The organism is Clostridium culturomicium (assembly GCF_000821305.1).
GTDB lineage: Bacteria > Bacillota > Clostridia > Clostridiales > Clostridiaceae > Clostridium_J > Clostridium_J culturomicium.
In genome coordinates this window covers 67,296-89,282 of the sequence record NZ_CCXK01000012.1, presented here as the reverse complement: position 1 = coordinate 89,282, position 21,987 = coordinate 67,296, and the positions used below count along the sequence as shown (strand labels likewise).

At 30.4% G+C, this 21,987-nt stretch carries 21 protein-coding genes and 1 pseudogene; 6 read left to right on the top strand and 16 right to left on the bottom strand.

From position 1 onward, the window contains the following. Window positions 1–142 precede the first annotated feature (142 nt). The 8 genes from BN1075_RS01060 to BN1075_RS01025 all read right to left on the bottom strand — a co-directional run bounded on the left by BN1075_RS01060 (window position 143) and on the right by BN1075_RS01025 (window position 8,272). The gene (locus BN1075_RS01060) at window positions 143–1,456 is read right to left on the bottom strand and encodes an HAD-IIB family hydrolase (RefSeq protein ID WP_052406322.1); all 1,314 of its coding nucleotides are present in this window, start codon (window positions 1,454–1,456) and stop codon (window positions 143–145) included. Window positions 1,457–1,899: 443 nt separating this feature from the next. Continuing rightward, window positions 1,900–3,921: a penicillin-binding transpeptidase domain-containing protein gene (locus BN1075_RS01055; protein ID WP_040191167.1), complete on the bottom strand. Its 2,022-nt coding sequence runs from the start codon at window positions 3,919–3,921 to the stop codon at window positions 1,900–1,902. A 295-nt stretch (window positions 3,922–4,216) separates the two neighbouring features. After that, window positions 4,217–4,648, bottom strand: coding sequence for a MarR family winged helix-turn-helix transcriptional regulator (locus tag BN1075_RS01050; protein ID WP_040191166.1), 432 nt, complete (start codon window positions 4,646–4,648; stop codon window positions 4,217–4,219). 30 nt (window positions 4,649–4,678) lie between these two features. Further along, window positions 4,679–5,554, bottom strand: coding sequence for an NAD(P)/FAD-dependent oxidoreductase (locus tag BN1075_RS01045; RefSeq protein WP_040191165.1), 876 nt, complete (start codon window positions 5,552–5,554; stop codon window positions 4,679–4,681). A 22-nt stretch (window positions 5,555–5,576) separates the two neighbouring features. After that, a complete protein-coding gene (gene trxA, locus BN1075_RS01040) occupies window positions 5,577–5,885 on the bottom strand; it encodes a thioredoxin (protein ID WP_040191164.1) in 309 nt (102 codons plus the stop codon). 214 nt (window positions 5,886–6,099) lie between these two features. After that, window positions 6,100–6,438, bottom strand: a complete 339-nt coding sequence (locus BN1075_RS01035; RefSeq protein WP_040191163.1) for a zinc ribbon domain-containing protein YjdM — start codon at window positions 6,436–6,438, stop codon at window positions 6,100–6,102. Between the two features lie 479 nt (window positions 6,439–6,917). Continuing rightward, a complete protein-coding gene (locus tag BN1075_RS01030; RefSeq protein WP_040191162.1) occupies window positions 6,918–7,676 on the bottom strand; it encodes a hypothetical protein in 759 nt (252 codons plus the stop codon). A gap of 137 nt (window positions 7,677–7,813) precedes the next feature. Continuing rightward, entirely contained in the window at window positions 7,814–8,272 is a 459-nt protein-coding gene (locus tag BN1075_RS01025; RefSeq protein ID WP_040191160.1) for a NanQ anomerase/TabA/YiaL family protein, read from the bottom strand. 612 nt (window positions 8,273–8,884) lie between these two features. Here BN1075_RS01025 and BN1075_RS01020 point away from each other — a divergent pair. Continuing rightward, entirely contained in the window at window positions 8,885–9,235 is a 351-nt protein-coding gene (locus BN1075_RS01020) for a MerR family transcriptional regulator (protein ID WP_040191159.1), read from the top strand. Between the two features lie 87 nt (window positions 9,236–9,322). After that, window positions 9,323–10,149 (top strand): annotated as a pseudogene (locus BN1075_RS01015) (nitroreductase family protein). Window positions 10,150–10,416: 267 nt separating this feature from the next. Here BN1075_RS01015 and rlmH read toward each other — a convergent pair. From rlmH to BN1075_RS00980, 7 genes are all read right to left on the bottom strand, one after another. After that, a complete protein-coding gene (rlmH, locus tag BN1075_RS01010; RefSeq protein ID WP_040191158.1) occupies window positions 10,417–10,896 on the bottom strand; it encodes a 23S rRNA (pseudouridine(1915)-N(3))-methyltransferase RlmH in 480 nt (159 codons plus the stop codon). 179 nt (window positions 10,897–11,075) lie between these two features. Next, the gene (locus tag BN1075_RS01005) at window positions 11,076–12,413 is read right to left on the bottom strand and encodes an FAD-dependent oxidoreductase (RefSeq protein ID WP_040191157.1); all 1,338 of its coding nucleotides are present in this window, start codon (window positions 12,411–12,413) and stop codon (window positions 11,076–11,078) included. Window positions 12,414–12,632: 219 nt separating this feature from the next. After that, a complete protein-coding gene (locus BN1075_RS01000; protein ID WP_040191156.1) occupies window positions 12,633–13,274 on the bottom strand; it encodes a lactate utilization protein in 642 nt (213 codons plus the stop codon). A gap of 207 nt (window positions 13,275–13,481) precedes the next feature. Beyond that, window positions 13,482–13,979 carry an SEC-C metal-binding domain-containing protein gene (locus tag BN1075_RS00995; protein WP_040191155.1) on the bottom strand — a complete coding sequence of 166 codons (498 nt, stop codon included), beginning with the start codon at window positions 13,977–13,979 and terminating at the stop codon, window positions 13,482–13,484. A 93-nt stretch (window positions 13,980–14,072) separates the two neighbouring features. Further along, complete coding sequence (locus BN1075_RS00990) at window positions 14,073–14,669, bottom strand: GerMN domain-containing protein (protein ID WP_040191154.1); 597 nt, start codon at window positions 14,667–14,669, stop codon at window positions 14,073–14,075. Window positions 14,670–14,698: 29 nt separating this feature from the next. Next, entirely contained in the window at window positions 14,699–15,484 is a 786-nt protein-coding gene (locus tag BN1075_RS00985; RefSeq protein WP_040191153.1) for an MBL fold metallo-hydrolase, read from the bottom strand. Window positions 15,485–15,515: 31 nt separating this feature from the next. Next, window positions 15,516–16,772 (bottom strand): UDP-N-acetylglucosamine 1-carboxyvinyltransferase, encoded by a 1,257-nt coding sequence (locus tag BN1075_RS00980; protein ID WP_040191152.1) that lies wholly within the window; start codon window positions 16,770–16,772, stop codon window positions 15,516–15,518. Window positions 16,773–17,199: 427 nt separating this feature from the next. Between BN1075_RS00980 and BN1075_RS00975 the strand changes: the two genes are divergently transcribed. From BN1075_RS00975 to BN1075_RS00960, 4 genes are all read left to right on the top strand, one after another. Next, a complete protein-coding gene (locus BN1075_RS00975) occupies window positions 17,200–17,748 on the top strand; it encodes a hypothetical protein (RefSeq protein ID WP_040191151.1) in 549 nt (182 codons plus the stop codon). A 119-nt stretch (window positions 17,749–17,867) separates the two neighbouring features. Next, entirely contained in the window at window positions 17,868–18,302 is a 435-nt protein-coding gene (locus BN1075_RS00970; protein ID WP_040191150.1) for a DMT family transporter, read from the top strand. 88 nt (window positions 18,303–18,390) lie between these two features. Then, the gene (locus BN1075_RS00965; RefSeq protein WP_040191149.1) at window positions 18,391–19,287 is read left to right on the top strand and encodes a selenium metabolism-associated LysR family transcriptional regulator; all 897 of its coding nucleotides are present in this window, start codon (window positions 18,391–18,393) and stop codon (window positions 19,285–19,287) included. A gap of 146 nt (window positions 19,288–19,433) precedes the next feature. After that, complete coding sequence (locus BN1075_RS00960) at window positions 19,434–20,699, top strand: S8 family serine peptidase (protein ID WP_042386778.1); 1,266 nt, start codon at window positions 19,434–19,436, stop codon at window positions 20,697–20,699. 29 nt (window positions 20,700–20,728) lie between these two features. On the opposite strand, the gene BN1075_RS00955 is transcribed toward BN1075_RS00960, so the two are convergent. Further along, window positions 20,729–21,955 (bottom strand): competence/damage-inducible protein A, encoded by a 1,227-nt coding sequence (locus tag BN1075_RS00955; protein WP_040191148.1) that lies wholly within the window; start codon window positions 21,953–21,955, stop codon window positions 20,729–20,731. Window positions 21,956–21,987 lie beyond the last annotated feature (32 nt).

The window sequence follows — 21,987 nt, the reverse complement described above, 5'->3', positions numbered from 1 at the left end:
AGTTTCCAATAATAACTTTATTAAGTAATAATCATTCTCTCTTTATTATATCACTTTTATTTTTAATTTAAAATGTCTAAAACCTACCATACCTTAAAAATAAAAAGGCTGACACCTTATTTGTAAGTGTCAGTCTTTCTGTTTAGCTTATTCTTTTTATATAAAAAAGTTTAATCATTGTTTTTACAACCGCATCTAAATCATTGCTGTTTATTACAGTTGAAGCCAATTCCTTAACTTCTTCTGCACCATTACTCAATACATAGCTCATATCAGATACCTTTATCATTGCTATATCTTTATTGTCATTCCCAAAGGTAACAACTCTTGTACACTTTACTCTCTTCTTTAATTCAAGAACCGCATTCCCCTTGTTTGCTTTAGAACTGAATATTTTCATCATCTTATATCCATCTTTATAATTCTCAAAAACAAACCTAATATCTTTACAATACACTTGCTTTTCAAGAATTTTTTTTAATTCTTCAAGTTTTTCACTGGTATCTATTACTGTAAAATACACTGTTTTTCTTTGCTTCGGAAGACTCGTAAGTATATAGTTCTTCATCGGAAGAAGTTTTTCCTTATTATAAAACTCTTCTTCCATAGGGTTTTTAAATTCGTCATAATAAATATGAATAACATCATTAACAATGGTATTAGCAAAGAAATTCATACCAGCATTTCTAATTGAATCTATAATATTTAACGAAGTCTCATGGCTTATAGCCTCAACATATGCATATGACCTGCTATTCCAATCATATATGGCTGCTCCATCCATAGTTATTATGGGAAGCTTCACCTCTAAACTATTCATTAATGATACAATATCAGCAGAAGTTTTATTTGTTGCTAAAGTTATCTGTGCTCCATCTGCTATCATTTCGTTTAACTTAACCTTTGAATATCCACTTACTTGTCCACTTGAATTCATTAAAGTATCTTCTAATTCTGTAACCAACAATATATCCTTATTTTTCTTTCTTGGAATCTTTATTCCATTAATAGCAAGTGCCACAAATATTCCTATTAAAGTATCTATAATTCTACTTACTGTAAAAGCATAAGGACTTACATCTGCTGCATGATTTACAACTACACTTAAAAATACTATACAACTTGTATGACTTGCCTGCTTATGCTCTAGCAAAATACTAGTATATATTACGGGAATAATTGCAATTGAGATTAAAAGAAATCTAAAAATCTCACTAACTCCGACCATGTATTTTCTTTCAAATACTAAAAGAAACATTCCAAATATACCACCTACAAAAGTTCCGATAATCCTATTACGTGAAGCTGTACGTGTATTTGAAATCCCTGGCTGCATACACATTATTGCAGCTATTGTTGAGTAAAAAGGAAGTCCCTCTCCTCGTATTAGATAAATTAAAAAACATATAAATACAGCTACAGCTGATTTTATAATTCTCATTCCGATTTTTGGCATGATATTCTCCTCATCTTACGTTTCACTTTTTATTAAGGTATTATATACAATTTTATATTATATCACTAAATTCTTTCTTGTAGAATTAAGAATTCAAAAATATAGTATATGACACTTCTACTTATTCTCTATATAACTCTCAATGTCTTTAACTTCAAACGATTTTACCTTATACCTTAAATGTTCACAATAATTTTTGTGAATACATATTAAATTTAATGAAACCTCATATTATAATATATATATATGATAAAAGAACCCCTTCTTATTTCAATAAAAAGGAGTTCTTAAATATGAAGCTTAGGCTTCTAACTTCAATTTAAAGGAGATTTAATTTATGCTTACTGCTTTTAAAATATTTCCCATAGTAATAATGATTATTTTTTTAACTATAGGAGTCCTATTATGTTTGCTTATCAACAAAATTTTTAAGAAAAAATAAACTACTTATTTAAGTAATAGGTAAGCACATTTTTAACCATCTTAGTTGGAATACCACTTCCCCCACGCCCTTGAACATTCTCGATAAACATGGATATTGATATCTTGGAACTATCTACATCTGTGGCAACAAACCATCCATTTTCTATACCTGCTTCACCTTGCTTTTCTTTTATCTCTGCTGTTCCTGTTTTACCTGCAAGACTATGCCCTTCTATCCTAGCATCTCTAGCTGTTCCATTAACATCATTTATTACAGCTGTAAATCCATCTATTAATGGAGCTACATTCTCAGGCTTTATTGCTGTTTTCCAAACTTCTGCATTAGGATTTAATCCAATATCAAGTCTTGGTTTCATTATTGAACCCTCATTTGACAATGCACTATACATAAGTGCTACATCTAATGGTGAAACCAAAAGCTCCCCTTGACCGTACCCGCTATCTGCAAGTAAAATCTCCTTCTTTAAGTCACCGGAATTGCTTATTTGTGAATTCTCCATTGGAAACTCAAAGTTTAACTCTTCACCAATTCCAAAGTTTTTAGCACCATTTATAAACTTTTCTTCTCCAAGTTTTAACGCCGTCTGACCAAAATAAATATTATCAGAGAATAAAATAGCATCTCTTAAATTCACTGCTCTTCCTGGGTCTGTTACTCTCGTTATTTTGTAATCTCCCCATGAACCATCAGGCTGCCACTCTTTACCGCTTATAGCAACTTCTTCAGCAGGCGTTATTACACCTTCATTTAGGCCTGAAGCTGCTGTGACCAACTTAATTGTTGAACCCGGTGAATATACATTATTAAATCTGTTATCAAACTGCTCACTATCTAGCTTTTCCCACTTTTCTTTAACTGCTTTAGTTTTATAAGTTACATATATATTAGAATCATAGGAAGGTGAACTAACCATAGCTAGAACCTCACCTGTTTTAGGATTTACAGCTGTTGCTGCTCCTTTTTCTCCATTCATTTCGTTATATATTTGAATCTGAAGTGCTGAATCAATAGATAATTTAATATCTTGTCCCGATACTGCCTCCTTCTCAGCAATTGTTATCTCCTCTTCTAACTCGCCTCTTAAAAGATATATCCTAGCACCATCCTCTCCTCTTAGCGACTCCTCATATACCTTCTCCAGACCAGCTTTCCCAATTAAGCTTGTGGCATCATAACCCTTATCCTTATTTGCCTCTAATTCCTCTGCTGTAATTGGTCCAACATGTCCAATTAAATTTCCAAAGGCCTCTTCACCACTATATACCCTTGACCTCTTGTTATTTACTATTACCCCTTCAATTGTTGATAGTTTATCCAGCTTTTCAAAATCAGTCTGTAATACATCAACTATAGGAACAAAATGTTCTGGATTTGTATTTGCTGCTAGCTTTTCTCTAATATAATCTTCACTTATATCCAAAGTTGAGGCCATCGCTGCAATCTTTGCATCTTTCTCATTTTCAAATTTACTTGGATGTATTCCAACTGACTTAACAAAATCATCTTGTGCTAAAGTCATACCATCCTTATCAAATATGCTTCCACGCTTAGAATAATTATCTTCTACTCTAACCTTATCGCCAGCAATCATTTGTGGAAATATCATGCTTTCATCCCACTTTACCTTATAGATCTTATCTTCCTCTATAAAAGTAATATTAAAATCTTCAATTATCAAATCGCCAACTATTGATTTCGCCTTCATTGTAAAAGGTATTTCAAGAGATTTTTTATCTCTTTCTTCTTCATTATTTATTGATATCTTCATATCTTTAGCTTTAATTGCTCCATATATGTTTTCATATCGCTCTACAAAAGTATCCTTATCTATATATTGTTTAGAATCTGCTGAAAGCATCTCATACATCCCAGCGTAGTCTGCTTTAATCCACAATTCCTTATATTCCTTAAACGTGTCCTTTATTGGATCTTTCTTCGAACATCCAGCTCCCATAATTGCAAACATTAAAATTGCCGCAATTACTATAATTAGTTTCTGTATTTTTTTACTCACCCTCATCGCCTCCCTCTAATTTAACCTCATTGTTTTTAACTAAATTATATATTTTAGTTAAAAGCTATGCTTATTAATAAATCATTTTTCATTATACCTATAATTGTAAATATACCTGCCAACTTATTCAATATATTTAACATAATATAAACATATTATTCTTAATATTGCCATTATGATTAAACCTCGTAAAGAAGCCATAACCACTAAAATAATTAATTAATAATCTCAATATAGTAAAAAGGTATTCTTAAATTTTAAGAATACCTTTTTATTCATCATAGGTTCATTGGAATATTAATTACTTTAAGCATTGTAATAAGTTCTCTAAGTTATGCATTAACTCCTCAGCCTGATTCTTTGATATATTCATTTTACAAAATACCTCACCAGGAACATCGAGAATTTCACTCTTTAGTTTAATTCCTTCTTCTGTTAAATTAACTATAACCACTCTGTCATCATTAACATCTCTATGCCTTGTTATAAGCCCTCTTTGCTCAAGCTTTTTTAAAAGTGGCGTTAAAGTTCCTGAGTCTAGATGTAATCTTTGACCAATCTCCTTAACCGTCATTTGCTCCTTTTCCCATAAAACAATCATAGCTACATATTGAGTATAGGTAAGATTATGCTTATCAAGGATTGGTTTATAAAGCTTTATTACTTCTCTTGAAGCCGCATATAGGGCAAAACATATTTGATTTTCTAACTTAATACAATCACAATTACTCATTATAAAACTCTCCTAAACCTATTAACCTATCTATTTTGCAGCTTCCTTTTTTAATGCATCTACATAAGAGACTGCAGATAAAGCTGCTATATTTCCTTCTCCTGCTGATTTTATATATTGATATGGCTTCCCAACAATGTCTCCAGCAGCAAAGCATCCCTTTAAATTTGTTTTCATTGATCTATCAACTTCAACGTGATTATCTTGAATTTTTAATCCTGGAACTAACTGTCCTGGAGATATGCTGTCTCTTAGAATAAATAATCCATCTGTCTCAATCTCTCTACTCTTTAATACTAGCTTTTCTACCTTATCTTCTCCAACAATTTCAACTGGAGTGTCCTTAACTACCTCTATAGCGCTGTCTACCTCAACCTCATCTTTGTAAGTTGGTATATAATAAACCTTAGAGGCTATAGTGCTTATGAAGTTTGCTTCTTCTTCTTCATTCTTACTATCAGCAATTATTGTAACAACTTTATCCTTATATAAAGGAGCATCACAAGTTGCACAATATCCAACACCTTTACCTAGTAGTCTTTCTTCTCCAGGAAATAGCTTTCCATATTGTATTCCAGTAGCCAATATTACTGAAGTAGCTTCATACATCTTGTCATTTACCATTAAGGCATAATAACTACCCATAGCATAGATATTATTGACTCTCTCATTAGTTATTCTAATATCCATGGCTTTTATATGCTTCTCAAACTCTTCCTTTATTGCTTTTCCACTCATTCCATAAAACCCTAAATAGTTATTTATCTCATGAGCCTTAACTAATTTCCCAGAAAGGTCATCATTTCCAAAGATAATAAAACTTTTCTTTCTTATCTTCGCATTAAGTGCTGCAGATAGTCCCGCTGGACCACTTCCCACTATTGCAATATCATATCTTTCACTCATAACTTTCTCCTCACAGCTTATATTATACGTGAGCCTCTACCATTTGCTTAATTTGCTCTTTTGGCATAAATCCAACGTTTCCAGCAACCTTTTCTCCATCTTTAAATACCATTACAGTTGGTATTGATGCAACCTTATAAGACATAGCTATATCAGGGCTCTTATCAACATCAACTTTCACAAAGCTTACGTTGCTCATTTCATTTCCTAATTCTTCAAATATTGGAGCTAACATTTTGCATGGTCCACACCAATCAGCAAAGAAATCAACTACAACTACACCATTTTTTATTTCTTCTTTAAACTCTACAGAATTAACTATTCTTGACATATATATTCCTCCTCATTTAAATTAAATTTACCTAAATAATATTTTCATAAATTTAATTTTATACAATTTAATTTCTTAATATCAATTTACTCCTTTTACCTATAAAAGTCAAGTAAATTTTATTTATAAATTTATTATCTTCAAAACTACCGTTTTTATTTACTCTATTTCTATAAAAATAAGCTAGATTATTATCTAGCTTATTTTTATAATATTATATTTTCTTAACAAACTCTGATTTTAAAGACATAGCTCCAAAGCCATCTATTTTACAATCAATATTGTGATCACCATCAACAATTTTAATGTTTTTGACTTTAGTACCTTGTTTAAGTGCTGAAGATGCACCCTTAACTTTTAAGTCTTTTATGATAGTAACAGAGTCTCCATCCTTTAAAATATTTCCATTAGCATCTTTTACTACTACTTCATCAGCATTCGTCTCTTCAGCTCCTGGAGTCCATTCATGTCCACATTCTGGACAAACAAGAAAAGTTCCGTCATCATAAGTATATTCTGAATTACATTTAGGGCAATTTGGTAAGTTATCCATTATTTAATTCCTCCACTTGTTTTATTGATAACCTATATTAAAAGATTATCCTCCCTCTTTATTGCAGCTTAATTAAGTCTTTCTATAGGGATATGTACAAGTTTATATAATATCACAGTATATCATTTATGACAAACACTGAAAAATTTTAAAGTTTGCTTTTTATAAGATAAGATGCTGATTAAAACAATCAACATCTTATCTGTGTATAAAACTATGTCTTATTTTTTCATGAGTTTCTTAAACTTCTTTTTCATACTCTTCATATTCTTTAATTGCTTTTCTAATAAATCGTTAAGTTTCATAATTTAATGTTTCCTCCCTTTAATCTTTTAGTAACATTATAAACTCTCTTCATTATTATAATTTCCTTATAATCGAATTTTATAAGGCCATAAATGTTGCTTAGATTGTTATTAATCTCTCATTTATTCCACAATAAGCTACAATTACCTATAAAATATATCCTTAATTATTTTTTACTTACTCATAAAAAAGGCTCTTTTTAACTTAATTAGTTTCATCATACTCTCTTTATTAGCTTCAAACTGAACTTTTCTACCACCATTTGCTCCTGATGGATGTGGAAATCCAAACAAGATTTGATCTTCACCAATTATTCCTTCAGCTTTTAATTTACATAAAACTTCCTCAACAGCTCTTCCTAAAGGAATTAATAATATCTCATTAGCGTTATCAAGTCTTTTAAACTCTTCCATAAAATTTTTATATACATATTTCATTAAAAACTCATTTTTAATAAGCTTTGGTGTATGACCAGTGTAATTTTCTTTATTAACGAATACAGGATAAGGCACCAATGAAACTGTATGTAATAATTCATCCTTATTGCCAAATAACTCGCTACAATCTTCTATATTTAGTGCCTTATTTAACTCTAATCTATTTAACATTTCAATCAGATTTTTTCTTAAACTTCCACTAAATCTCCCTGCAACCTTACATGCATACTGTATTTCTTCAATATTATTGCCTTTTTCAAACTCTTTCCTCGCAATAGCAATTGCTGTACTCATTTGCTGGAAACCAGGTGTTATTCCAACAATAAACACCTTTGCCCTTGGGTTAAAATACTCATTATGCGGAGCATAATATATTTGTAGCTTTTCATTTTCCTCTATCAAAAATGGTTCGATAAGCAATTCATCTTTTGTGTATTTATCCTTTAATGGCAATTGTTTAATTGCTTCTTTATAATCTATTAAAGTTTTTTTCATTTCTTATCACCACCTAAACACTTTTATTAATACATCAATATTATTATCAACAAACATTACTAAAATAATTTTACTTTATAAAAATAACCCTAAAAAATAGATTCTAATATAAATCTACTTCTTAAGGTTGTTTATTTCTAAGCTGTCTTTATTTTAAATACTATCTTCTTTACTGTATCTATCTTGCCACATTCAATCCCTGGCTTATGACCATCATGTGGTAAGAATAATGCAAAAGAACCTGCTTCTATTACAGTTCTTGTGTAATCTTCAGCATCCTCATAAAAAATAACGTCCTTTGTCTCTGATAAATCTTCAGTAACTGTAAGCTTCTCTCTAAGCTTATAATCCATAACTTCTTTACCTTCTCTTATATATTGAACATCAATATATTTATTATGAGTTTCAAATCTACACTCACCTTCTGGCTTAGTCTCATAAGTTTGAATCATTGCAAATAAATCTTCACCTAAGATTTCATATCTTCCATCTTTAAGATTAGCTTCTTCTGCTTTTTTTACAAACTTTAAAATTTCACTAGCCTTAATATTTAACCCGTCATATTTTTCTATGTTTTTAATGCTATCAACTATCATGTTTATCCCCCTTAATTTATTCCTATGTTTTTTATAGCAATTCTACCTAAGTAAACCTTAACTACCTATTATTTTATCATATGATACAGTTATTTTTCTATATTTTGAAAGGAAACTCCTACTCACATTTGTTCCCAGGATTAAATTGCACTAATCAAAATAAGTTTTGCAGTGTCACTTATAATACGATTCTCCGTTACTCCTCCAAAGTGGCGTAGTTTTAGTATTCTTTTAAATGCTCTATGATTTCATCTACTTCTATTATGTGACTTTGTGTTGATAACTCCTATTTTAATAGTTCTAGTAGTTTTATAGTATTGATCTTAATGCATCTTGCTTATATTTTATGCCCTTATCATAAGCTTTATCTGTTATTATTGTAGAATTATTTTTACTAAAATATCTGTATATTTTGTTATAATCATACAAAACTTGTTCTTTCTTCAAAAACTCTTTGACCTAAATATGTTTTAACAAATATTTTTTTCATTTCATAATACTACTATTGATTTAAAATATATGTATTTTTAGTTTATGGCTAAATAAATTTATAAAACCTATAAGATAAGTTATAATAATTAAAATTAATATTAACTATAAGGAGTAATTTATATGGAATATAAAATAAAAGAAGTTTCTGAAATAACTAATATATCTCAATCAAAAATAAGATATTATGAAAAAGAAGGATTATTACCTGAATTTAAACGAGATAAAAACAATATAAGAGTATTTTTAGAAAAAGATATAGAATTACTAAATTTAATTAGATGTTTAAGAAATATAGGAATGTCAGTCAAAGAAATCCGTACTAATTTAGATATTCTAGTAGACAGTAATAATAATCAATTAGCAATAACTATTTTAATCGAGCATCGAAATAAATTAGAAGAACAAAGAAAAACACTTGAAAAACATATCGAGAAAATAAATTTAAACCTTGAAAGCAGACAAAATAGTTAACATATATTTTCTTTATAAAAAGCTTGACTTAAACTATAGTTTAATAAATATAATTATAAATACCAATATATATGAAGGAGGCATTTTATAGTGTTAGTAAATACTGATAAATGTATAGGGTGTACCTTATGTAAACAAGACTGTATAGTAAATGATATAGTAATGATTGATGGAAAATCTCATATAAAAATGAAGCTTGTGTAAAATGTGGACATTGTATTGCAATTTGCCCTGTAAAGGCTATATCTTCTGATGATGAAAAAGAATACCCAATGAATGAAGTAAAAGAATACAACGCTAAAGAATTTTCAGTAAATCCAGATGTGTTAATGAATTTCATGAAATTTAGAAGAAGCGTTAGGTTATTTTCCACAAAAAATGTTGAAGAAGAAAAGATAGATAAAATAATTGAAGCAGGAAAATTCACTCAAACTAGCGGAAATCTGCAAGATGTTTCATATGTTATTATAAAAGATAAAATACAAGAGCTTAGAAAAATGGTGCTACAGACTTTAAATAGCCAAGCTGATAATTTATTGTATGATGAAACTACTCCGTCTCAAATTAGGATGTATGCCAATATGTGGAAAGATATGTATGGAAATTTTGTAGAGAATCCTGCTGGAGAAGATAAGCTATTCTCTAAAGCTCAGCTATTAATAGTAATAAAATCAAATAACATTGTAAATGGAGCTTTAGCAGCATCAAAAATGGAACTTATGATAAATGCTTTAGGGCTTGGAACATATTTTAGTGGCTTCTTATCAAGAGCTGTAAAATTTAATCCTGAAATAGGTAAATTTCTACAAATAGGAGATAACGAAGAGTTAGTTGCATGTATGGTAATTGGTTACCCAAAAGTACATTATAAAAGAACAGTTTCAAGAAAAGATGTAAATATAACAAGATTATAATTAAAAAATTTTTAAATTATATGTAAATATTAAACCATAGTCAATATATTATTGGATTGACTATGGTTTAGTATTTAGTTTAATTGGGCTGTAGCTAGGTTTGTGTAAAATAAACTTACCTACAGTCCACTATAATTGATTTATTACATATCCCTTTATGCTATTAAAACTTAAATGTTAAGAAAAACTTGTGCTATCAATGTCCTTGTAAATAAAAAACTTATATTCTAATTAGAATATAAGTTTTAAGTTATAAAACCAGCACCGTTACTTGTGATATGGTTCTCCTTTAATTATTCTAAAGCCCCTATAAACTTGTTCAAGCAACATAACTCTGAAAAGCTGATGTGGGAAAGTCATTTTTGAAAAGCACAACTTATAATTAGCTCTTTTTAGTACTTCTTGCGATAATCCTAAACTTCCGCCAATTATAAATACTAAATTAGAGTTTCCTTCAACTCCTAAGTTATCTATAAAGCCTGCAAATTCCTCTGAAGTAATATGTTTTCCTTTAAGCTCCATTGCAACTACATATGCATTGTCCTTAATTTTTGATAATATATTTCTTCCCTCTTTTTCTTTTATTAATAGTTCTTCTTTATCTGATGCATTATCCGGTGTTTTTTCATCTGGTAATTCTACTATATCAAGCTTACAGTATCTTGAAAGCCTTTTAGCATATTCATCTATAGCATCCTTTAAATATTTTTCTTTTATTTTTCCTACGGTAATTAATGTTATATTCACTAAGTTTCCTCCTGCACACTTTAATCTACGCTTTTAATTTTACTAAAATTAGTATATCTCTAACCAGCCATAATTAAAAGTCTTACTCCTCAATCTCCTCGTAATCCTAAAAATACCTACACTATACCTAAAAAAATAAGGATATTACCTAGGCAATATCCTTATTTTTTTATCTTATTCTATTTTTCTAAAGCTTTTAGTGCAACAGAGTTTAAAATACTCCATGGTTTATTAAAATGTGGCTGGAAGAAGAAATCTGTTACCGCTAACTCTTCCAATGTCATATGATTTTGAATGATTACTGATAGTGTATTCATAAATTGAGTTAAATCCTGCTTAGATACTATCTGACCACCAATTACTCTATGCGTTACCTTATCAAATACTATTTTTAGCATTGCTTCACTATAAGTTGGCATAAATTCAGGTCTATGATTCTCTTTTATAAGGGCAGTTCCGATTTTCATAGCTGTGGTTGACTTAGCAACTTCTTCCGTCATACCCGTTGAAGCTATGCATTGATCATATATTTTTATTCCTGAGGTTCCTTGCGTTCCTAAGTATCTCAATCTTGGTTCTACTAAGTTTTCAGCAATCAAAGTCCCCATCCTTACAGCATTGGTTGCTAATGGTATATATCTTTCATCATATGCTGGGTTGTATTTAACCATACAGCAATCCCCTGCTGCAAAAATATCTTCAGCACTTGTTCTCATATACTGATCTATTATTATAGCTCCATTTTTAAGGGTTTTTACTTTATCCCTAACTAACCCTGTATTTGGCGCAAAGCCGATACAAAGAATAACTAAGTCTGCCTCTATAGTTTCTTTATCTGTAACTATTTTAGTTACCTTACCATTTAAACCCTCAAACTTCTGAACCTTTTGACCAAGCTTAAGCTTTACACCTTTCTGTATAAATTCATTTTCTGCTACATCAGTAAACTCTTTATCTAGATACTTGTTCATTATCCTATCTTCAGCATCTATTAATATTGTATTTTTACCTTGCATCTCAAAGGCTTCTGCAAGCTCTACGCCTATATATCCAGCCCCTATTACTGCAATATTTTTAGCATCTTTTGATTTTTCAATAACCATTTTTGCATGATCATAATTTTTGCACAATAATATATTATCCAGTTCCCCGCCTTCGAATTTTGGAACTATCGGCCAAGATCCTAATGTGAGAACTAATTTATCATACTTATCTTCAAAAACTTCACCCGTTTTTAGATTCTTAGCTTTAAGCATTTTATTATCTACATCTACATCAATTACCTCATGGTTCATCCTCATATCTATTCCCATTCCAGTCAAATTCTGTGGTGAATTATAAAATAATTTTTCTGGCTCAGTAACAACCTTTGATACACTTAATGCTATTCCGCATGATAAAAATGAAACATTATTATTCTTTTCATATACTACAATATCACAATCTGGATATTTCTTTTTTGCATTAACAATAAAAGCTGTCCCAGCATGTGTACAACCTATTACAACTACTTTCATATGCACTCCTCCTTGCTTTATCTTTAATTATTCCCAACTCATTATTTTTATATAAGCTTCAAATAATCAATTTAGATACCTTCATATTAAAATACATCGTTTATTATTTAACGATTTCTTGATATTATTGTATCACATTTTTAGAATTTTAATAGTGCATATTTGTTAATAATCATTTTCCGTTAATCAATATTTTATGAATTGATTAACTCTTATATTTTAATATCCTAAACTTTCATTCATAAAAATAACATGAATCCTATCTTTATCTCTTTGCTTCTTTATAACTATATACTCATTACAAATTCTTTCAGGGCTTGAACAATCCATGCAATGGCCAACCTTCACGCAAGGTGTTGCTCTATTTAATCTCTCGCAATTTACTGGTGCACAAATTCTTTCATTTCTTAAAATTGCCTCTTCAAGATTTTTAACTATCTTATTTTCTCCAACAACAAGTATAACCTTATCTGGTCCAAAAAGCATTGCTGCTACCCTGTTGCCCGTACCATCAACATTATAAAGTTCCCCATTTTCAGTTACTGCATTTGTTCCCGCAAAGTAAACATCTGCTGAAAATGCTCCTCTATAAATTTCCTTTATCTCATCTTGTGATAATCCCTCTGCATATCTGTCTAAAAAATTATATCTTCCACTTCTTAAATGATCTATTACTCCAGTTTCAAACAAAGACATTGAACCACCACAAGTAACTGTATCTCCTTCTTTAGTTAATTCAACAATCTTACTAATTAACTCTTCTCTGTCCTTAACTAAATACCCGTTCATTCCATTCTTTTTTAAGGCTTCAATAGTATTATTTATTCTTTTCTCCTTAAGCCATTTTAAGTTATTATCCATTCTCCATCTACTCCCTTCTTTAAATAAACTTCCATAACACATAATTTTGCTTCAGTTAATAGAATTTGCGCCCCTTACTTAATATGAAGAAGTTCTTCTTTCTATTCCTATATAAAAATTATATCATAGACAATTATTTTAATACCAAATTATGATAATTTCATAAAAAAACCTCAGTGAATTATATCACTGAGGTTTTAATATAAACTACTTTGCGCAGCATTTCTTGTATTTTTTACCACTTCCACATGGACATGGATCGTTTCTTCCTATTTTAACTTCGTTAACAACAGTTTTTGAATCTCTCCAAGCTCTTTGGATTTCTTTTCTCTTTTCGTCTGAGAAAATTCTATCCCATTGTGGTAATGTGTATAGGTAATCAGCTTTTGAATCAAGCATATTGAAATATAGCTTCTCATAATCAATTTTGAAGTTTATTTCTGTGTTAGCTTCAATTGCTTCAAGATCCAACTCTTTATCTATACTTTCATTTATTCCATCTAAGAATCCCATAAAGAAAACTTCATCTACTTCAAATTCTTTAGCTAGATTTTCAAAAGTTCCACTTATTACTCCACCTTGTATAGCTAAAGCTTTAATGTATATTGATTTCTCAACCTTTGCATACTCTTTCCAGAATGCTGGCTCTCCATGTGATTTCACATATTCAACAACATAATTTGTCCAGTCTGTATATATACTCATGTTTATTTCTCCTTTTTGTCTGAAATTTTATTATATTAAAATAATATTATTCAACTAATTATAATAGAAATTTATTATCGTTTCAATATAATCTTATTTTTGTTTATTTATCTTTAATGCCTGTATATCTGAAGAATTAAAAGGCTTAGATATATTAAAGTTTCCACCAAGAGTATCAACACCTTGATTATCTATAGTTATCATAATCTTATCAACTGACTCTAACTGTGATAATGACGAAGTTATAGCCTTTAATAGAATTTCTTCTTGTGAACCTGTCATTTCAAATACCGCATCACTGCTAAGATTTACATATGCAATACCATCTTTTATTGAAAAACTTATAAGTCTGGTTTCCTTTGGAAGCACAGGCTTACATTGACTTACTGTTGCAGGTCCTTTTATAAGTTCTTGTATTATGATTTCACCTAAAAGCTCATCATATCCAATAAGTCTCTCTTCTTTTATAACTTCGCTCTTAACTTCATCTCCGCCAAAGTATAATACAATATCCGTAAACTCCTTGCCTTCATCAGCAGTAGCACCCTTTGTGCTCTCAAGTTTTTCTTTAACTAATGAACTTGCTTGATCCTTTTTAACAGCTAGATTTTTATAATATAGCATTCCTACAATTACTAATACTCCAATTAGAATGGCTAATATAATTGTAACTAAGGTTTTTCTTTTCATACTTACCCCCTATTAGGATTAAAATTATATTATATATCTAGTAATAAACTATGTTTGTCCCTATTACACATTCTTAACTCTAAGTCCTTCTTGATGTCAATATTATTCGCTCTTAACACACTTACTACTGTCTCATAAGCAAGCTCTGGATAATTGTTAGTCTTACTTAAGTGACCTAAATATATAGTTTTAAATTCATCCTTAAATATATCTACTATAGCCTTACCACAAGCTTCGTTAGATAAGTGTCCTACAGTACTGAGTATTCTCTTTTTTAATGGATATGGATACGGTCCAAACTTAACCATTTCAATGTCATGATTGCTTTCCAGCAATATTATATCGCTATCGTCTAAGGCACTCTTCACTTCTGGTGAGAAATACCCAAGATCTGTTGCTATACAAGCCTTTTTACTTTTCCCATAGACCTTATATCCTCTAGGACATGCAGCATCATGGGATATTGGAAAGTTCTCTATGATTAAATTGTTTAGTTCAGTATATTTGTCATCCACCAGCTTAATATTCTTTTCCTTTATTGCGCCAACCTTCCCTTCCATGGCCTCCCATGTAAGACTTGGTGCATATATAGGTATATCATACTTTCTTGAGAGTACTCCCACGCCTTTTATATGATCTGAATGCTCGTGCGTTATAAATATTCCATCTATAGTTTTAGGATCAACACCAATTGCTGATAACTCTTTATCTATAGATTTTCCAGGCATACCTACATCTATTAATATATTTGTATCATTTTCACCTACAAATATACTATTTCCACTACTTCCACTAAACAATGGACAAAATCTCATAGTATTCTCCTTATTTTCTATAGATAAATTATTAATCGTTCACTCTTTTTATGTCTGCACCAAGTGCCTTAAATTTCTTTTCAATGTCTAAATACCCTCTATCGATATGTTCAACACCCTCAACTTCTGTAGTTCCTTTTGCTGCAAGTCCTGCAATAACAAGCGCTGCTCCTGCTCTTAAATCAGTAGCTTTAACATGGGCTCCAGAAAGTCTTTCAACACCATCTATTATAGCTATTTTACCTTCTATTTTAACGTTGGCACCCATTCTCTTAAGCTCATCAACATGCTTAAATCTATTTTCGTATATGCTTTCATTTACTATACTTCTGCCTTTTGCAAGAGTAAGTAATGTGCTCATCGGCTGTTGAACATCTGTTGGGAATCCTGGGTATGGAAGAGTTTTTATATTTACACCCTTTAGATTTTTGTCACTCTTAACAGTAACAGAATCATCGTGCTCTACAATCTCTACTCCCATCTCTATTAATTTAGCAGAAATAGATTCTAAGTGCTTTGGTATTACGTTTGTTACGTTAACTTCTCCTCCACATGCTGCTGTCGCAACCATGAAAGTACCAGCCTCAATTTGGTCTGGTATTACAGAATAATTGCATCCACAAAGCTCCTCAACACCTGTAATTTTTATTACATCAGTTCCTGCACCTTTTATTTTTGCTCCCATGGTATTTAAGAAGTTCGCAACATCAACAACGTGTGGCTCTTTTGCTACGTTCTCAAGTACTGTAACTCCTTCAGCAAGAGTTGCTGCAAGCATTATGTTTATTGTTGCTCCAACACTTACAACGTCAAAGTATATAGTAGTTCCTACTAATTTTTCTGCTTCTATGCTAACTGCTCCATGCTCTATTGTAACAGTTGCTCCAAGAGCTTCAAACCCCTTTATGTGCTGATCTATAGGTCTATCACCAATTGGGCATCCACCTGGAAGCTCAACTCTAGCCTTTTTAAATCTTGATAAAAGGGCTCCCTGAAGGTAGTAAGATGCTCTCATCTTTCTTACTTCTGGAATTGTAGCGTTTGTAGTAACTATATTTGAACTGTCAATAGAAATACAGTTGTTTCCCGCTTCTACTTTACATCCTAAATATTTTAAAATTGTCTCTAAACAGTTTATATCTTCTATATTAGGGACATTGTCTATATGACAAACTCCCTTTGATGCTAATATTGTTGCTGGCAAAATTGCAACTGCTGCATTTTTTGCTCCATTTATATTTACGTCTCCAAATAATGGATTTCCTCCATTTATAACCAATCTTTCCATATAGGTATCATCCTCACTATTTATATTGTCCGTTTAGTATATATATTAACTTGCTTCATCTTCAATGTTTGTATTCATAAAGTCTCATACTGCTTATTATAACACAATGTTCGTGTATTTTAATAAAAATTTTTAAATTATCCATCTAAATTTTCATATATATTGTTTATTATAGATTCTTGCCCAAAATCCTTGGTTATATTTGCTTATATAAACTATTATAACCTAATATAATATGTTATAATACTGTTAATTGTATCATCACAATTAATATAAAATTTATGATATAATTTAATAATAAAATTTCTTATATATACGTTCAAAAAAATCAGTTCGTATAACCCAAATCATAGATTTGGATACTCACTTAAGAATTAAATTTAAGTTTTAGAGTGTGATTAACTAAGACTCTAATCAGGAGGTTCCCATGAAATATTATTTAGTTGCGACCATAGACAATGAATTTACTTATGAAATTCAAACTATTCAAAAGTTTTTAAATAAAAAATATAGAGTGTATAAGAATATAAATAATCTTTATATCCCTCTAGGCTCTATCAATAATGCTGAATTTGATAAATTAGATGAAATAATAAAAAAAATCATATCTCCTTACAAGAAATTTAGAGTTGGAATAGATAATGATATATATATTAACGATACATCTAATACTGTAAATTTAAAAGTTAAGGATAAAGGATATATAAATAAAATTTCTAGAAGTTTATTTGATATGCTTGATACTCACGGTATAAATGCAAAGGATTTTTCAAGCTTTGCATATTTCAATATGCCAATCTCAAATGCTAATAATGCAATTAGAAAAGCATATTCAAATAATTCATTTGCCTTAGATACATCAAAAGAAAAAACTGAATTAATCAATTTTACTAAAATAGATAAAATTGAAATTTGGAAGCAGCTTAACAACAGAAAAGATACTATAGTAAAAAGCTATAGCTTAAAAGAGTTTTAAATCAACTAAACAATATTGTTGGGCAAAAAAATAAACCATTATTAAAATAATGATTATTAAATTTAAATAAATATACCCTCTATAGGGCAAACTAATCTCAAAGGATGGTGATTTGCTCTATGTGGGGTATAATATTTTCTATTATTTCAGGGGTAGCTATGAGTGTTCAAGGAGTTTTCAATACTCAGCTTACAAAAAAAATTGGAGTTTGGGAAACAACCGTACTTACTCAAGGCATTGCACTTTTAACAGCTTTAATCGTATTATTTTTTGCAGGAGATGGAAACTTTAAAAACTTAAGAGATGCTAACAAGCTATATCTTTTAGCTGGTGTACTTGGAACGGTAATTACCTTTACAGTTATTCAAAGCATGTCTGACTTAGGGCCTGCCGTTGCGGTCGCTACCATCTTAGTTGCACAGCTCATAGCTGCTGCTCTTATAAATCACTTTGGCTGGTTCGGAGCTGAAGTTGTTCATACCTCTGTTATCCGTCAAATCATTGGTGTTGCTGTAATGATAACAGGAATCATTATTTTTAAATGGAAAGGATAGTCCCTATCTTTTCTATTTTTTGTGTCCCAATAAGTAATTTATATGTTAATAGTAATGATAATTAATATATTACTAGAGGAGGCAATCTATGGACTTTAAACAATTAGAAGCATTTATTACAGTGTCCAAGCTTAAAAGTTTTTCAAAAGCTGCAAATGCCATTTACCTTTCTCAACCAACAATAAGCTCTCATATTTCAAGTCTTGAACGTGAACTTAATATACAGTTATTTGACCGAACTTCAAAAGAGGTTAACTTAACTCCCGTTGGGGAATCCTTCCTTCAATATGCAAATGATATAATTAATACTAGAAACAATGCTATTGCTGATTTAGCTAACTTTAACAATAACATTTCTGGTGTTTTAAATTTATCAGCAAGCACAACGCCATGTAACTCACTGTTACCTTCATTGGTTTCAAAATTTAGCGAACTTTACCCAACTGTAAAATTTAACATTAAGGAACAAGGTTCCTGTAAGATAATAAATGACATAATTGATTTAAACTGCGAAATCGGATTGGTTGGGACAAATATAGATAATCCTAAAATAAACAGTTACAAAATCATAGAAGATGAACTTGTTGTTATTTCAAGTTCAAAATTAAACCTGCCTGAAGTGTTAACTATAGATGAAGTTGTTAAATATCCATTTATTATCCGTGAAAAAGAATCTGCCACAAGACAAACTCTAGAGGATAATTTCCAAGGACATAATATAGACTTAAGTAAATTAAAAACAATTTGTGAGGTTGATAACATTCATTGTCAGCTTAAATTTGTAAGCCTTGGCTTTGGTATTTCAATTATTAGCAAAAGCTTGTTTGATGAATCCATTTTAAATGATGCTATTCGCTTTAGCAGAATTCAGGATATTGATTTAAAAAGAAACATTTTTTTAGTAGTAAGTTCTAAACGCACATTGACTCCTACTGCTAAAGCCTTCTTTAATATGTGTATAGACGAGTTTAATCTTAAAATATAAAATATATTTTATTATATATAAATTATCTAAAGTTAAGGATTAATTAACAATCCTTAGCTTTATTTTTTATCTTTTTAAAAGCTTTAACAAATGTTTGCCACTTACATATACTAATAAGTGAAATAAGTATGTATAGGAGTACTTCTATGTTTTTTAGCAAAAAAATGGACCCTCTTCTTAAAAATATAGTTGAAGAAAATCTCTATAACAATTATAGAGTTATTATACAGTATGGAAGCATTTCAGGTTCTATCGAAAAAAAAGTACGTTCTTTTAAGGGCGAAGTTATATATGATATTAAATCTATCAATTGTATCTGCGTTGTAATTAATAAACGAGGACTTAAACGAATGTTAGAGCTTCCTGATGTAAAGTATGTATGTTTAGATGAATCTGCTTACTTATGCAGTAAAAATATCCTTCACGCTAATGGAATCTTCTTAGAAAACAAAAACTATACTCTTCTAAAGGAAAAGAAGATTTCCGGAAAAGGAATTGGTATAGGCATCATTGATAGCGGTGTTTATCCTCATATTGATCTATCTACACCTTCAAACAAAGTAAAAAAATTTGTGGATGTAATAAATAACATTACATTTCCTTATGATGACAATGGCCACGGAACCTTTATTTCTGGACTTTTATGTGGTGAAAATAACACAAGCAAAAACATTAAACAAAGAGGAATTGCTACAGATAGTGATCTGATCATGATTAAAGCCTTCAATAAGTTTGGTAAAGGATATGTTTCCTCCACCCTTTATGCTTTTGAACAGCTTTATAATCTAATCGAAGAATTCAATATAAAAATTATTTGTGCTCCCTTTGAGGTTCCAACCTTAAATAAAACTATACTTTCACTTTACGATAAGATGTTTACAATGTTTAAAAATAAAAACATACTCATCATTGTTCCCTCTGGTAACAATGAAAGTAAAGAAGACACCATTAGAGGTATCGCATTATCTGATAAAGTTCTTACTATCGGAGGTATTAATACTAATTCAACTTACCTTGTAAGTGAATACTCTTGCTGCGGTTCAACAAAAATTTTAAAGAAACCTGATTTTGTTGCTGCAAGTGATGATGTGCTTTCACTAAATACGGATAAAAATTACATTTCAGAACGTGATGGTGAAAAAATATATCCTCATCCCCTTACGACACCTTACACAGTTTTAAGCGGAACCTCCATCGCCTGTGGTTTTATCACTGGTGTCTGTGCTCTTTTATTACAGTGTAATAATGATTATACCTTTGATGACATATATTCCTTACTTAAAATAAATTCTGTATTAATAAAAGATAAAAAATATAAACAAGGCCATGGATATATAAACGTATCTAATCTAATAAATAACTTAAAGATTACAAATAACGTTCTTCAAGTCAATAATGATAAAAAGAAATAAGCATCCCCAACCTACGGGATGCTTATTTTTTATAATAATTTTCTTCTAACCATATCTATAACAGCTGTAGCTGCTCTTTCTCTTACTCTTTGCCTATTTCCAGATAAGTTTAATTTTCTTACTTCAACTTCATTATTATAATATACTGCAATATAAACAAGACCCACAGGTTTTTCCTCTGTTCCTCCTCCTGGTCCTGCTATTCCAGTTGTAGCTATTCCTATATCAGCTCCTGAAGTGCTTGCAATTCCCTTAGCCATTTCTATTGCTGTTTCCTCGCTTACAGCTCCGAAACTATTTAAGGTTTCTTCCTTAACCCCAAGCCTTCTTATTTTAGCTTCATTACTATAGGTTACAGCACCCTCAAGAATGCTTGCTGATATTCCTGGATAGTTAATTAATCTTGCAGCTACCATACCACCTGTACATGATTCTGCAGTAGCTATAGTTAATCCTTTTCCAACTAATATACTTCCAAGTACATCCTCTAAAGTAGTTTCTCCTTCTCCATAAATGTTGTCACCTAATATACTTCTTATCTCAGCTTCTACTGGAGCAATTAACTTATTAGCAACTTCTTCACTTTCAGCTCTGGCTGTAATTCTGAAAATCATTTCTCCTTCTTTTGCATAAGGTGCCACTGTTGGATTTTCATTGTCTATTAAATCACCAATAAGTTCAGCAGCAGCGCTTTCTCCAACACCAATAACTCTAAGTATTTTAGAAACTAAAATCTCTTTAGAATATTTTCTTAAGTATGGAATTACACTTTCCTCAAACATTGCTTTCATCTCTCTTGGAGGTCCCGGAAGCATAACTAAAACCTTACCTGCTTCTTCAAGGATACAACCTGGAGCAGTTCCATTATTATTTTTTAAAACAATGGCTTCCTCTGGGAAATATGCCTGTTTTTCATTAGTCTTTCCTAATGGCTTATTAATTTTTTCAAAGTATTCCTTTATTTGATTTAAAGATTCCTCGTGACAAACAGACCTCATTCCAAAGTACTCAAAGGCAATCTCCTTTGTTAAGTCATCCTTTGTTGGCCCTAAGCCTCCAGTTGTTATAACTAAATCTGCTCTTGAAAAAGCAAGCTCATAAGCTTGTTTTAATCTTTCTGGGTTATCCCCTATTACAGATTGATGATAAACAAATATGCCTTCTTCACTAAGTCGTTTTGATATATACTGAGCATTTGTATTTACTATATCACCTAATAATATTTCTGTTCCTACAGCAAGTATTTCACATCTCATAAATAAAATTTAATGAGAAGCTCATTAAGAAC